Source organism: Nonomuraea sp. NPDC003214, assembly GCF_053590035.1.
This window is the reverse complement of record NZ_JBSFSX010000003.1, coordinates 360,773-374,041: the sequence shown is the minus strand read 5'-3', so window position 1 is coordinate 374,041 and position 13,269 is coordinate 360,773. Positions and strand designations below refer to the sequence as shown.

The following is a 13,269-nucleotide window of genomic DNA, read 5'->3' as shown; positions in this document are numbered from 1 at the left end:
GCCGCCGGACCGGCCGTCTCCGGGCCGGTCGCCTCCGGGGTGATCGCGGCCCGGGTCAGTCGCAGCCGCAACTGCAGCCGTCGCAGCCGCAGCCGCCGTCCTCCGAGCAGCAGCAGCCGCAGTCGCAGTTCGAGCAGCAGTCCCAGCCCGAGCAGTCGCACCGCTGGCAGAACGAGCTCTCGTGCTCCTCGTCCCACTCCGGCCGGTACAGCCCGCACGTACAGCAGGTCAGCGACGCGCACATGAACGACAGCAGGCCGCCCGGATCCTGCCTGCGCCGCCCCGGCGCCTTCGGGTCGTCCACCGGCGACTGCCCGCTCCCGGTGGCGAAGGCGCGGGTGACGGCGCGGCCGGTCTCCCGCACCAGCAGCGCGCGCGCCAGGCCCGGCCGGGGCAGGTCCAGCTCGTCCACCGCCTCCCGCAGGGCGGTGTGCGCGGCGTCGCAGTGGCGGCGCGCCTCGGCGAGATCGGTGCCGGTGGCGTCCAGCGGGTTGTACGCGCCGTTCGCCCGGTCGTCGGCCAGGTCCTCCACGGCGTCGAGCAGATGCGCCAGCCGCCCGAACGCCCTTCCCGCCGCCTCCAGTGCATGCTGGTTGCCCGGCCGCCCGGCGAGCACCGCCGTGTGCCCGAACGCGGCGGCCACCGCTTCCTCGGTCGGCCCGGTCACCTCCCGTAACCCCACGGCAGCCAGCACCGGAGCGCCCTCCGGCCGCACGAGGGCCCCGGCCTCCGCGAGCGAACCGCCGCCCGCCCGGGGGACCGGCACCTGCGAGACCACAAGCCCCGCCCGCCCGGCCTGCGACCCGGAGAGCGGCCCCCTGCGCCCCTGCGGCGCGTTGCCCGGTTGCGGCCCGGAGAGCGGCTTGCTGTGTCCCTCCGCAAGGGGCGCGGGTCCCGTGAGCGGCCCGCCGGGTGTCTCCGTCGGCGGTGTGGGGTGCGTCCGGAGGCCGAGGCGGGGCCGAGCCGGCGGAGGCTCGCCGTCCGGGTGGGCGGGAGGCGTGCGGGCGGGGACCGTGGGGTGTTCGAGCAGGGCCTGGCGGGAGGCGGCGGCGGTGAGGGGGCGGGGGTCGAAGCCGAGGGCGCCGGCCGTGGCGGCGCCCGCGGTGGTCCAGCGGCGCGCCAGGCGGGAGGCGCCCGCGGCGACCAGGGGACGGGCGTACCGGCCATCGCCGTCCGCCACGTGGTCGCGCATCTTCCCGGCGGCGAGCAGCAGCGACACCGAGGCCGCCAGCCGGGCCCCCTCGGCGTGGGCCACGGAGGCGCCGGTGAAGCCGCGCAGCGGGCAGGGCCCGGCCTGGCGGCGGGCGGGCGCGCCGGCCGTCTGGGCTTCGGTCAGGACGGACACGAGCAGGCCGTCGTAGTTGGTCACCAGGCGGGACAGGTGCCCGTGCTCGTCGCGGAGCGCCAGGCACAGCCCGCACAGGTGGGCCATCCAGTCCGCGTACAGCCCTTTGCACATGACGTGCCGACACGGGCGGACAATGCCGAACATACGTCCCCTTTGTGCAGTATGGCGGAGCCCACCGTAGCACCGGATCTTCGCCATCAGGAGGGGTTGGTGTTCAGTGGGCTCGTCACCCCGGCACCCAGCTCGTCACCCCCAGCACCGAGAGGACGCCATGCCCGTCACCCCAGGCCCGTTCGCCGGCCGTACCGTCTCCGACCTCGCCCTCGACCTGCGCGCCGGCCGCGTCACCGCCGCCGAGCTGGCCCGGCTGGCGCTGGAGGCCGCCGCCCGGCTCGGCCCGGCGCTGAACGCGTTCGTCACCGTCGATGCCGAGGGGGCGCTGGAGGCGGCCCGGACGGCGGACCGCGAGCTGGCCGAGGGCGCCGACCGGGGGCCGCTGCACGGGATACCGGTCGGCGTCAAGGACCTGATCATGGTGGCGGGCATGCCCGCGACGATGGGCTCGCGGCATTTCGCCGGGTACGTCCCCGACACCGACGCCGCCTGCGTGACGCGGCTGCGGGAGGCGGGCGCGGTGATCGTCGGCAAGACGACGACGCACGAGTTCGCGTACGGGCCGACGGGCGACCGGTCGGCCAACGGGCCCTCGCGCAACCCGTGGGACCCGGAGCGCATGTCGGGCGGCTCCAGCGGCGGCAGCGGCGCGGCCGTGGCGGCGGGCATCGTCCCGCTGGCGCTCGGCACCGACACGGGCGGCTCGGTGCGCATCCCGGCCGCGCTGTGCGGGGTCGCCGGCTTCAAGCCCGCGTACGGGGCGATCCGCGCCGACGGCGTCTTCCCGCTGTCGGTCACGCTCGACCACGTGGGCGTGCTGGCCGGGCGGGCGGAGGACTGTCTGCTGGCGTACGCGTGCCTCGCGGACGAGCGCCCGGCGCAGGACGGCGGGGAGCCGGTGCGGACGGCGTGGCTGGACCCCGCCGGCCTGACCCCGTGCGATCCCCGGGTGGCCGCCCTGGCGCGGGAGGCGGCCGGGGCGCCGGACGTGGTGGAGCTGCCCGAGGGCGTCGGCGCGCGGTTGCGGGAGACGTACACGGTGATCCAGAGCTGTGAGACGGCGGCCGTGCACGCGGAGCGGCTGGCGGGCGCGCCGGGGCTGTTCGACCCGGAGGTGCTGGAACGGCTGCGGGTCGCGGCCGAGGTGCCGGGGTGGCGGTACGTGCGGGCGATGGAGGAGCGGCGGCGGCTAGGCGGCGTGGTCGCCGAGCTGTTCGACGGCGGGCACGACGTGCTCGCGCTGCCCGCCGTGCCGCTCACCGCGCCGCCGCTCCAGCGGCGCGAGGTCGTGCTGGACGGCGGGACCGTCGCCGTCCGCGCCGCGCTGCTCGCGCTGACCAGCCCGTGGAACGTGCTGGGCCTGCCCGCGCTGACCGTGCCCGCCGGGCTGGTGGACGGCCTGCCGGCAGGGCTGCAACTGGTGTGCCGCCCCGGCGGCGAGCACCTGCTGTTCCAGGTCGCGGAGAAGGCCGGGCGATCAGGGCCCCGGTGATCCGCCCGGCGGGAGGGCGTGTCTGGATTGTTACCGGGAACAACAAACTCCCCCCGTCGCGGGTCTTCCAAAGCAGGCCATCCCGGAATACGTTGCCGCAAACAACATTCATCCGGGCCCCTCCGGAAGAAAGGACCCTGCACCCATGCGCAAGGGGATCCTCAGCTTGACCGCCGCGGCAGCATCGCTGGCTCTCGGTCTCACCGCCTGCGGGGGCGACGGCGGGACGACCACCACGACCTCCTCGGCCCCGGCCGCCTCCTCACCGGCGGCCACGGGCAAGATCGGCGTCATCCTGCCCGACAGCAAGTCGTCGGCCCGCTGGGAGACGGCGGACCGCAAGTACCTGCAGGAGGCGTTCGAGGCCGCGGGCGTGGCCTACGACATCCAGAACGCCCAGAACGACAAGACGGCCTTCCAGACCATCGCCGACCAGATGATCACGAACGGCGCGACCGTCCTGATGATCGTCAACCTGGACAGCGGCACCGGCAAGACCGTCATCGACAAGGCCAAGTCGCAGGGCGTGGCCACCATCGACTACGACCGGCTGACGCTGGGCGGCGGCGCCGCCTACTACGTGAGCTTCGACAACACCAAGGTCGGCACCCTCCAGGGCGAGGGCCTGAGCAAGTGCCTGGCCGACAAGAAGGCCGACAAGCCCATCGTGGCCTACCTGAACGGCTCGCCGACCGACAACAACGCGACCCTGTTCAGGGAGGGCTACGACGGCGTGCTCAAGCCCAAGTTCGACGCGGGCGAGTACGTCAAGGGCCCCGACCAGGCCGTGCCCGACTGGGACAACACCCAGGCCGGCACCATCTTCGAGCAGATGCTCACCAGCGAGCCGAAGATCGCCGGCGTGCTGGCCGCCAACGACGGCCTGGGCAACGCCGCCATCACCGTGCTGAAGAAGAACAAGCTCAACGGCAAGGTGCCGGTGACCGGCCAGGACGCCACCGTGCAGGGCCTGCAGAACATCCTGGCGGGCGACCAGTGCATGACCGTCTACAAGGCCGTCAAGAAGGAGGCCGACGCCGCCGCCAAGCTCGCGGTCGCGCTGGCCAAGGGCGAGAAGCCCGCGGCGAGCGGCAGCGTCAAGGACCCGGAGACCGGCCAGGACGTCCCGGCGGAGCTGATGGAGCCGCAGGCGATCTACTTCGAGAACGTCAAGGACGTGGTGGCGGACGGCTACGTCACCAAGGAGGAGCTGTGCACCGGCGACTTCGCCGACAAGTGCGCCGAGGCGGGAATCCAGTAGTGACGGCACAGGGCCCGGCCCGCGCCCGCCGCGCGGGCCGGGCCCGACCCGAGGGAGCCACATGACCCCCCTGCTCGAAGTGCGCGGGATCGACAAGAGTTTCGGGCCCGTGCAGGTCCTGCACGACGTCGCGTTCTCCGCCCATGCGGGCGAGGTCACCGCGCTGGTCGGCGACAACGGCGCCGGCAAGTCGACGCTCGTCAAGTGCGTCGGCGGCATCTATCCGATCGACTCGGGCGAGATCGTCTTCGACGGCCGCCCGGTCCAGGTGCACGGCCCGCGCGACGCGGGCGAGCTCGGCATCGAGATCGTCTACCAGGACCTGGCGCTCTGCGACAACCTCGACATCGTCCAGAACATGTTCCTGGGCCGCGAGCGCCGCCGGGGCCTCGTGCTCGACGAGGCGTCGATGGAGGAGCTGGCCGAGCAGACGCTGAGCAGCCTGTCCGTGCGCACCGTCAAGTCGATCCGCCAGCAGGTCTCCAGCCTGTCCGGCGGCCAGCGGCAGACGGTCGCCATCGCCAAGGCCGTGCTGTGGAACAGCAAGGTCGTCATCCTCGACGAGCCGACCGCCGCGCTCGGCGTCGCCCAGACCGCCCAGGTGCTCGAACTGGTGCGCAGGCTCGCCGACAAGGGCCTGGCCGTCGTGCTCATCTCGCACAACATGAACGACGTGTTCGCCGTCTCCGACCAGATCGCGGCGCTCTACCTCGGCAGGATGGCCGCGCAGGTCAGGACCGCCGACGTGACGCACGCGCAGGTCGTCGAACTGATCACGTCCGGCCGCAGCGGAGACCTGGGGATCGTGTCATGAACAAGGTCAAGGAACTGCCCGGCGAGGCCATCGCCACCGCGGTGCAGGCCCCGTCGATCGGGCACAGCGTGCGCGCCTACGCCGAGCGCGTGCGCGGCGGCGACATGGGCGCGCTGCCGGCCGTGCTCGGCCTGGTCGTGCTCTGCACGGTCTTCGCGATCGCCCGCCCGTCCTTCCTCAGCCCGATCAACTTCGCCAACCTGTTCACGCAGGGCGCCGCGGTCACGGTGATCGCGATGGGCCTGGTGTTCGTGCTGCTGCTGGGCGAGATCGACCTGTCGGCCGGGTTCGCCAGCGGCGTCTGCGCGGCGGTGCTCGCGGTGACGCTTACCTCGCTCGGCCTGCCGTGGTACGTGTGCGTGCTGGCCGCCGTCGCCACCGGGGCGGTCATCGGCGTCGTGCTCGGCTCGCTGGTGGCCAAGGTCGGCATCCCGTCGTTCGTGGTCACGCTGGCCGCCTTCCTCGCCTTCCAGGGCCTGGTGCTGGTGCTGGTCGACGAGGGCAAGAACATCTCGATCAGGGACGAGGTGATCGTCGCGATCGCCGGCCGCAACCTCCCGCCGTGGCTCGGCTGGGGGCTGTACGCGGCGTGCGTGGCGGTCTACGCGGCCGTCCAGCTCGTCCGGGCCAGGCGGCGGGCCGGGCGCGGGCTGGTTGCCGACCCGCTGTCGCTGATCGCGGTCCGGGTCGGCTCGCTGGCGGTCATCGCGGGCCTGGCGGTGTACGTGCTCAACCTGGAGCGCAGCCGCAACCCGCTGATCACCTCGCTCACCGGCGTGCCGATCGTCGTCCCGGTGATCCTGGCGCTCCTGGTGCTGTGGACGTTCGTGCTGCGCCGAACCGCGTTCGGGCGGCACATCTACGCGGTCGGCGGCAACGCGGAGGCGGCCCGCAGGGCCGGCATCGCGGTGGACCGGATCAAGGTCAGCGCGTTCGTGATCTGCTCGGCCATGGCGGCGGTCGGCGGCGTCATCGCCGCCTCCCGGGCCAGCTCCGTCGACCCCAACACGGGCGGCAGCTCGGTGCTGCTGTACGCGGTCGGCGCGGCGGTGATCGGCGGCACGAGCCTGTTCGGCGGCAAGGGCCGGGTGGTCGACGCGATCCTCGGCGGCGCGGTCGTCGCGGTGATCGAGAACGGCATGGCCCTGATGGGTTACGGCTCCAGCGTGAAGTATCTGGTGACCGGATGCGTCCTGCTGCTGGCCGCGGGCGTGGACGCGCTGGCGCGCAAACGGGCGGCCTCCGCTGGTCTAAGGTGATCAGCGACTTCCACCCGTTGAAGGAACCTCAGACGATGCGTGCCGGCCCCTCGCAGGAGGACATCAGGCGCCACAACCTCGGCGCGCTGCTTCGCCATGTCCACCTGGGCGGGCCGATCTCGCGGGCCGAGCTGACCTCGCGGATGGGGCTCAACCGCAGCACGATCATGGCGCTCACCTCCGACCTGACGGCCGCCGGGCTGGTGCGCGAGGAGCTGCCGCGCGAGACGGGCCGCGCCGGCCGCCCGTCGCTGGTGGTGCGCCCGGAGTCGTCGCGGGTGTACGTGTTCGCCTTCGACGTGAGCCCCGACCGGCTCGCGGTGGCGCGGGTCGGCCTCGGCGGGCTCATCCTGGACCGCCGGGAGGTGGCGCGCGAGCGCGGGTCGCCGGCGCTGGGCGAGCTGGCGGGGGTGCTGGCCGGGTTCGCCCGCCAGATGCGCCGCCGCACCCGCGACGACACGGTCTGCGTGGGCGCCGCCGCCGCGGTGCCGGGCGGGGTGCGCAAGGCCGACGGCGTGGTCGCCTTCGGCCCCAACCTGGGGGTCGAGGAGGCGGTGCCGTTCGGCGAGGAGCTGGGCCGCAGGCTCGGCCTTGGCCTGCCCGTGAGCGTGGGCAACGACGCCAACCTGGCGGCGCTGGCCGAGCACAGCCGCGGGGTGGGCGCCGCCGTCAAGGACCTGATCTACCTGCACGGCGACGTCGGCATCGGCGGCGGCATCATCACCGGCGGCCACCTGCTCGGCGGCCACGACGGCTACGGCGGCGAGGTCGGCCACATCGTGGTCAACCCGGGCGGCCGGGCCTGCGGCTGCGGCTCGTACGGCTGCCTGGAGGCCGAGGTGGGGGAGCGGGCGCTGCTGGAGGCGGCCGGCCGGTTCCGCTCCGGCCAGCACGGCCGCGACGCGGTCCGGGCGGTGGTCGAGGCGGCCGACCGGGGCGACATCGTGGCGCAGGAGGCGCTCAAGCGGGTCGGCGACTGGCTCGGCCTGGGCATCGCCAACCTGGTCAACATCTTCAACCCGGAAATGGTGATCTTCGGCGGGATGCTGCGCGAGGTCTACCTCGGCTCGGCGGCCCAGGTGCGCAGCCGGCTGACCCTGCACGCGATGGCGCCGCAGCGCGAGCGGCTGCGGCTGCGGACCTCGTCCCTGGCCGACGACGCGACGCTCGTGGGCGCGGCCGAGCTGGCCTTCGCCCACGTGCTCGCCGACCCTCTCGAGGTGCTGGCCAGGGCCGGAAGTTAGGCGACGCGGGAGTTCGGCGCCGTCCAGGTGTTGCAGTAGCGGGCCGAGCCGCCGCTGTAGCCGCGGTTCTGCCAGTAGGCGAGGTTGCGCGGCTTGCCGTGGACCTTGCTCTCGTCGGCCTGCCGGATGGCGTCGACCCACTGGCCCCAGGTGATGCCCGGGTCGACCGAGTCGATCGTGGCGCTGTAGAAGACGCCGGCGAAGCACTCGGCCTGCATCTCCAGGCGGTGGCTGAGCGTCGTGCGGGCCTTGGCGCCGGCCCGCCAGTAGAGCCGGTTCTGCGCGTCCAGGATGCCGGTGAGCTCCTGCACGTGGTGGCCCCACTCGTGGGCGACGGAGTGCGCGATGTTCATCTTGAACGGGTCGCGCAGGTCGCGCTTCTGGATCCGGATCGCGATCGTGCGCTGGGCCGGGCAGTACTGGGCGCCGTTCGTGGTGATCGTGCCGCACACCGAGCGGCTGCCGGAGGTGATGGACACCTTCGGCGGCGAGTAGCGCATCCCGGCGGCCTTGAAGCGGGTGGCCCAGAAGCGGTTGGCGCACCTGGCCATGGCCCGGTGGAAGGTCTTGACGGAGGAGGTGCTGCCCTCGCGGATCTCGGGGATCGCGCAGGTCAGGGTGGAGGGGGTGCCCGACCGGTAGATCTTGTTCTTGGTCAGTACGGCCGGCAGCCCCGAGCTCGCGGACTTCGTCTCGGCGCTAGCCGTACCAGATAGGGCCAGACCCGCGATCATGCAGACAGACGCTGCGATAAGGGGAGTACGCACGATCGCGGATACTAGACCAGTTCATGGTGTTTTTGGAGGGTTGTATGTGGCATTTGTCGCCAGAAGGTGCGGCCGCACCGCAGCAGCGCGGCCGCACGGACGGGCAGGATCAGGCGACGTAGCGGGACGAGACCCGCCAGGTGTTGCAGGAGCCCGGGGAGGCGGAGCTGAAGCCGCGCTTCATCCAGAACGCCTGCGACGGGCCCTTGCCGTGGTCGTTCTGCGCCCAGCCCTCGTGGCCGTGGTCGTGGAACCAGTCCACGATCTGCGCCCAGCGACCGGAGTCGACGGGCAGGGTGTCGCGCACCGAGCGCATGAAGACCGAGGAGAAGCACTCGGCCTGCAGCTCCGAGCGGCGCGAGAGCTGGAGCCTGGCGGAGCCGCTGGCGCGGTTGTAGGCCGGGCCGTAGTAGTTCCAGATCCCGGAGATCGCCTGCACGTGGTGGCCGTACTCGTGCGCCATCAGGCGGGCGATGCCGATCGGGTCGGGGTTGCGCAGCTGGGTCTTGGTGATGAGCATGTACATCGTGCGGTTGGACGAGCAGTAGTAGCCGTCCGCGCCGCCGACCCAGCGCCCGCAGGGGCTGCTGAGCTTACGGGTGGTGATGCGCAGCCGCGGCTTGCTGAACGACAGGCGGGCCTTGCGGAACTGCGAGGCCCACGACTTGTTCAGGCAGTTGGTGACCCGGCTGAGGAAGCGCTTGTAGGCCGCCGTGCTGCCCCGGGGCAGGCTGCCGGGACGGCAGTTGGACGAGGCCAGCCGGCCCGTCTTGTACAGCGGGTTGTGCGTGGCGGCCGCCTTGCCCCGGGGGACGGCGGTCGTCGTCTGCTGCTGCTGAGCCTGCGTGACCTGTGCGACGTTCTGTGCTGCTGCCTTGGCAGTGTTCGCCTCGGCGACCGCCGTCCCCGCGCCCGCCAGGGAGACGATCACCCCGGCAGCCAGCAGTGACGACAGTTTCTTCATGGGGAGAGTGTTCATAGTGAGGGAAAGACTAGGTCAAGTTCTGACAAATGTGGGCGCATTTGACTCGATGAGGTCAGCGTGTCGTCCGCGAACTAGACTCCTTGCGTCGGCGTACAAGACCAGAGGGGAGTCTGATCCGTGAGCGGGTTGCTGGACTCAGTCAAGGGACCGCACGACGTCAAGAGGCTCGCTGCCGAGGAGCTGCCGCGGCTGGCGGGTGAGGTGCGGGACCTGCTCGTCGACTCGTGCGCGAAGTTCGGCGGGCACCTGGGGCCCAACCTGGGGGTGGTGGAGCTGACCATCGCCATCCACCGCGTCTTCGACTCCCCCCGCGACCCGGTCGTGTGGGACACCGGGCACCAGGGCTACGTGCACAAGCTGCTGACCGGCAGGGCCGCCGGGTTCGACGCGCTCAAGCAGGAGGGCGGCCTGTCGGGCTACCCGAGCCGGGCCGAGTCCGAGCACGACTTCGTCGAGAACTCCCACGCCTCGACCGCGCTGTCCTACGCCGACGGCCTGGCCAAGGCGTTCAAGCTGCGCGGCGAGCACGACCGCACGGTCGTCGCGGTGATCGGCGACGGCGCCCTGACCGGCGGCATGGCCTGGGAGGCGCTCAACAACATCGCCGGGGCCAAGGACCTGCCGATCGTCATCGTCGTCAACGACAACGGCCGCTCCTACTCGCCGACCATCGGCGGGCTCGCCTCCCACCTGTCGTCGCTGCGCGTCAACCGCCGCTACGAGGACATGCTGGAGTACGTCAAGGGCAAGATCGGGAACGTTCCCGTGCTCTACGACGCCCTGCACGGCATCAAGAAGGGCGTCAAGGACGTCATCGCCCCGCAGGCCATGTTCGAGGACCTCGGCCTGAAATACGTCGGCCCCATCGACGGCCACGACGAGCAGGCCATGGAGGCGGCGCTGCGCAAGGCCCGCGGCTTCCGCGGCCCGGTCATCGTGCACGCCCTCACCCAGAAGGGCCGCGGCTACAGCCCCGCCGAGAACCACGACGAGGACCAGTTCCACTCGCCCGGCGCCTTCGACCGCGCCACCGGCGCCGAGAAGCCCAAGGGCCGCATCTGGACCAACGTCTTCAGCGAGGAGCTGGTCCGGCTCGGCCACGAGCGCGACGACCTGGTGGCGATCACCGCGGCGATGCTCCACCCGACCGGCCTGGCCGCCTTCGCCGAGGCGTTCCCCGAGCGCATCTACGACGTCGGCATCGCCGAGCAGCACGCCCTCACCAGCGCCGCCGGCCTGGCCCTCGGCGGCATGCACCCGGTGGTCGCCGTCTACGCCACCTTCCTCAACCGCGCCTTCGACCAGCTCCTGATGGACGTGGCGCTGCACCGGCTGCCGGTCACCGTGGTGCTCGACCGGGCGGGCGTCACCGGCGACGACGGCGCCAGCCACAACGGCATGTGGGACCTGTCGATCCTCCAGGTGGTGCCCGGCCTGCGCGTCGCCGTGCCGCGCGACGGCACGCGGCTCACCGAGCTGCTGCGCGAGGCGGTGGCCGTCTCCGACGGGCCCACCGCGCTGCGCTTCCCCAAGGGCCCGGTAGCCGAGGCCGTCGAGCCCGTCGGCAGCCTCGGCACGATGGACGTGCTGCGCGAGCCCGCCTCCGGCGAGCCCGATGTGCTCCTGGTCGGCGTCGGCCCGATGACGCAGGCGTGCATGGAGGCGGCGGTCCTGCTCGACGCGCAGGGCATCTCCTCGACCGTGGTCGACCCGCGCTGGGTCAAGCCGCTCGACGAGGCCCTCGTCGGCGCGGCGAAGGCGCACAAGCTCGTCGCCGTCGTCGAGGACAACGGCCGCGTGGGCGCCGTCGGCGACGCCGTCTCGCGCCTGCTGCGCGACGCCGACGTGGACGTGCCGGTGCGCTCCTACGGCATCCCGCAGGAGTTCCTCGACCACGCCAAGCGGGCCGCCATCCTCGGCCGGATCGGGCTCACCGGGCAGGACCTGGCCCGGCAGATCACCGAGGCCGTCGCCCGGCGCGGTTCCCCCGTGGTAAGCCCTTCGTAGCAGGCGGTTGATCATCCGCGGTGGGGGAAGGTCGCTCACCGTGGATATCTTTCGCACCAAGAGTGTCGAGCAGTCGATCCGCGACACCGAAGCCCCCGAGCACCAGCTCCGCAAGCGCCTGAACGCCGTGGACCTGACCGTCTTCGGCATCGGCGTGATCGTGGGCACCGGCATCTTCGTGCTGACCGGCCAGGTGGCCAAGGAGATGGCCGGTCCGGCCGTGGCGATCTCGTTCGTGGTCGCCGCGGTCGTCTGCGGCCTGGCGGCGCTGTGCTACGCCGAGTTCGCCTCCACGATCCCGGTGGCAGGCTCCGCCTACACCTTCGCCTTCGCCACGCTGGGTGAGTTCCCCGCCTGGATCATCGGCTGGGACCTGCTGCTGGAGATGGCCCTGGCCGCGGCCGTGGTCGCCGTCGGCTGGTCAGGCTACTTCGCCTCGCTGATGTCCTCGATCGGGATCCAGCTGCCCGCCTCGATCGCCGGGGACGAGCCGGTGGTCAACCTGCCCGCGATGATCATCGTGCTGATCCTCACCGGCGTCCTGATCGCCGGGATCAAGCTGTCCTCCCGGGTCAACCTCGCCATCGTGGTCATCAAGGTCGCCGTCATCCTGCTGGTGATCGTGGCCGGGCTGTTCTTCGTCAAGGCGGCCAACTACACGCCGTTCATCCCCGCGCCCGAGGCCACCCCGACCGTCGAGGGCGTCCAGGCGCCGCTGATCCAGGTGCTGTTCGGCATCACGCCCGTCGCCTTCGGCGTGCTCGGCGTCTTCTCCGCCGCCGCGATCGTGTTCTTCGCCTTCATCGGCTTCGACATCGTCGCCACCGCCGCCGAGGAGACCATCGAGCCGCAGCGCGACGTGCCGCGCGGCATCATCGGCTCACTGGCCATCTGCACGATTCTGTACGTCGCGGTCTCGCTCGTCGTGGTGGGCATGCAGCACTACACCGAGCTGAGCAGCAGCGCGCCCCTGGCCGACGCCTTCACCGCCGTCGGCCAGTCGTGGGCGGCCACGCTCATCAGCATCGGCGCGATCGCCGGCCTGACCACCGTGGTGATGATCCTCATGCTCGGCCAGACCCGGGTGCTGTTCGCGATGTGCCGCGACGGGCTGCTGCCCCGCCCGCTGGCCAAGGTCAACCCCAGGACCGGCACGCCCGCGCTGCTGACGGCGATCGTGGGCGCGGTGGCGGCGGTGCTGGCCGGGTTCATCTCGCTGGGCGCGCTGGCCGAGCTGGTCAACATCGGCACGCTGTTCGCGTTCGTCGTCGTCTCCGCCGGCGTGATCATCCTGCGCCGCACCCGGCCGGAGCTCGAACGCGCCTTCCGCGCGCCGGGCGTGCCGGTGCTGCCGATCCTGGCCGTGCTCGCCTGCCTCTACCTGATGCTCAACCTGCCCGTCGAGACGTGGCTGCGGTTCGTCATCTGGATGGTCATCGGCGCGGTGCTCTACTTCCTGTACGGCAGGCGCCACAGCAGGGCCCGGCAGGGCCTCTGACGGTCCGGGGGCGGGCGGCCACCCCCGGAAGGGGCGGTCAGAGCGTGAAGACCGCCCCGCCCGCCGCGCGCATCAGGCACGCGTTGCTGTAGACGCGGCCGAAGACGACGGGCTTGCCCCGCCACATGCCGGCCACGACGACCGCGTGCGGGCGCAGCTCCTTGGTGCAGACCTGGCCGGGCGAGGCCGCCAGCCTGGCCGGGTCGCCGCCCGCCTTGCGCAGCAGCCGGCAGGCCGCGCGCGGCGACGGGTGGGTGCCGCCGTCACGGTCGCAGGTCAGCGTGACGGCCTTGGTCTCGCCGCCCTTCTCCGCGACCAGGACGCGCAGCGCCGACCGCTGCTCCGGCCGCTGGTCCGAGCGCTGGTCCGATCGCTGGGCCGGATCCGCGAGCGCCGGAGCCGCCGCGGCGAACAGGAAGGCTCCGCTCAGCGCCAGCGCGCCGACCGCCTTCAACATGGTGTCTCCCTTCGTAGCGAGGG

At 72.3% G+C, this 13,269-nt stretch carries 11 protein-coding genes; 7 read left to right on the top strand and 4 right to left on the bottom strand.

Annotation, left to right across the window (positions count from 1 at the left end; all coding sequences use genetic code 11):
- Positions 1–55 precede the first annotated feature (55 nt).
- On the bottom strand, positions 56–1,459 hold the full coding sequence (locus ACWDXC_RS10655; RefSeq protein ID WP_449980396.1) for a DUF5685 family protein: 1,404 nt from the start codon (positions 1,457–1,459) through the stop codon (positions 56–58).
- Between the two features lie 160 nt (positions 1,460–1,619).
- Between ACWDXC_RS10655 and ACWDXC_RS10650 the strand changes: the two genes are divergently transcribed.
- From ACWDXC_RS10650 to ACWDXC_RS10630, 5 genes are all read left to right on the top strand, one after another.
- Positions 1,620–2,954 carry an amidase gene (locus tag ACWDXC_RS10650; RefSeq protein ID WP_449980394.1) on the top strand — a complete coding sequence of 445 codons (1,335 nt, stop codon included), beginning with the start codon at positions 1,620–1,622 and terminating at the stop codon, positions 2,952–2,954.
- Between the two features lie 145 nt (positions 2,955–3,099).
- Positions 3,100–4,215 (top strand): sugar ABC transporter substrate-binding protein, encoded by a 1,116-nt coding sequence (locus tag ACWDXC_RS10645; protein WP_219507790.1) that lies wholly within the window; start codon positions 3,100–3,102, stop codon positions 4,213–4,215.
- A gap of 61 nt (positions 4,216–4,276) precedes the next feature.
- Positions 4,277–5,029 (top strand): ATP-binding cassette domain-containing protein, encoded by a 753-nt coding sequence (locus tag ACWDXC_RS10640; RefSeq protein ID WP_357591538.1) that lies wholly within the window; start codon positions 4,277–4,279, stop codon positions 5,027–5,029.
- Positions 5,026–6,288, top strand: coding sequence for a sugar ABC transporter permease (locus ACWDXC_RS10635; RefSeq protein ID WP_449980390.1), 1,263 nt, complete (start codon positions 5,026–5,028; stop codon positions 6,286–6,288). The genes ACWDXC_RS10640 and ACWDXC_RS10635 overlap by 4 nt, the downstream gene beginning before the upstream one ends.
- A 35-nt stretch (positions 6,289–6,323) precedes the next feature.
- Entirely contained in the window at positions 6,324–7,532 is a 1,209-nt protein-coding gene (locus ACWDXC_RS10630; protein WP_357591535.1) for an ROK family transcriptional regulator, read from the top strand.
- Here the strand turns inward: ACWDXC_RS10630 and ACWDXC_RS10625 are convergent.
- The gene (locus ACWDXC_RS10625; RefSeq protein ID WP_449980386.1) at positions 7,529–8,266 is read right to left on the bottom strand and encodes a neutral zinc metallopeptidase; all 738 of its coding nucleotides are present in this window, start codon (positions 8,264–8,266) and stop codon (positions 7,529–7,531) included. The two genes, ACWDXC_RS10630 and ACWDXC_RS10625, sit on opposite strands and share 4 nt — an antisense overlap.
- 142 nt (positions 8,267–8,408) lie before the next feature.
- Positions 8,409–9,263 (bottom strand): neutral zinc metallopeptidase, encoded by an 855-nt coding sequence (locus tag ACWDXC_RS10620; protein ID WP_219507801.1) that lies wholly within the window; start codon positions 9,261–9,263, stop codon positions 8,409–8,411.
- A 147-nt stretch (positions 9,264–9,410) separates the two neighbouring features.
- On the opposite strand from ACWDXC_RS10620, the gene dxs reads away from it, so the two are divergent.
- Positions 9,411–11,291, top strand: a complete 1,881-nt coding sequence (gene dxs, locus ACWDXC_RS10615; RefSeq protein ID WP_449981012.1) for a 1-deoxy-D-xylulose-5-phosphate synthase — start codon at positions 9,411–9,413, stop codon at positions 11,289–11,291.
- 40 nt (positions 11,292–11,331) lie between these two features.
- Positions 11,332–12,789 (top strand): amino acid permease, encoded by a 1,458-nt coding sequence (locus tag ACWDXC_RS10610; protein ID WP_449980383.1) that lies wholly within the window; start codon positions 11,332–11,334, stop codon positions 12,787–12,789.
- Positions 12,790–12,826: 37 nt separating this feature from the next.
- On the opposite strand, the gene ACWDXC_RS10605 is transcribed toward ACWDXC_RS10610, so the two are convergent.
- A complete protein-coding gene (locus ACWDXC_RS10605; RefSeq protein ID WP_449980381.1) occupies positions 12,827–13,246 on the bottom strand; it encodes an SSI family serine proteinase inhibitor in 420 nt (139 codons plus the stop codon).
- Positions 13,247–13,269 lie beyond the last annotated feature (23 nt).

Coding starts and splice junctions, on each gene's coding strand:
- ACWDXC_RS10655 (WP_449980396.1), bottom strand. CDS start 1,459: ATGTGCAAAGGGCTGTACGCGGACTGGATGGCCCACCTGTGCGGGCTG.
- ACWDXC_RS10650 (WP_449980394.1), top strand. CDS start 1,620: ATGCCCGTCACCCCAGGCCCGTTCGCCGGCCGTACCGTCTCCGACCTC.
- ACWDXC_RS10645 (WP_219507790.1), top strand. CDS start 3,100: ATGCGCAAGGGGATCCTCAGCTTGACCGCCGCGGCAGCATCGCTGGCT.
- ACWDXC_RS10640 (WP_357591538.1), top strand. CDS start 4,277: ATGACCCCCCTGCTCGAAGTGCGCGGGATCGACAAGAGTTTCGGGCCC.
- ACWDXC_RS10635 (WP_449980390.1), top strand. CDS start 5,026: ATGAACAAGGTCAAGGAACTGCCCGGCGAGGCCATCGCCACCGCGGTG.
- ACWDXC_RS10630 (WP_357591535.1), top strand. CDS start 6,324: ATGCGTGCCGGCCCCTCGCAGGAGGACATCAGGCGCCACAACCTCGGC.
- ACWDXC_RS10625 (WP_449980386.1), bottom strand. CDS start 8,266: ATGATCGCGGGTCTGGCCCTATCTGGTACGGCTAGCGCCGAGACGAAG.
- ACWDXC_RS10620 (WP_219507801.1), bottom strand. CDS start 9,263: ATGAAGAAACTGTCGTCACTGCTGGCTGCCGGGGTGATCGTCTCCCTG.
- ACWDXC_RS10605 (WP_449980381.1), bottom strand. CDS start 13,246: ATGTTGAAGGCGGTCGGCGCGCTGGCGCTGAGCGGAGCCTTCCTGTTC.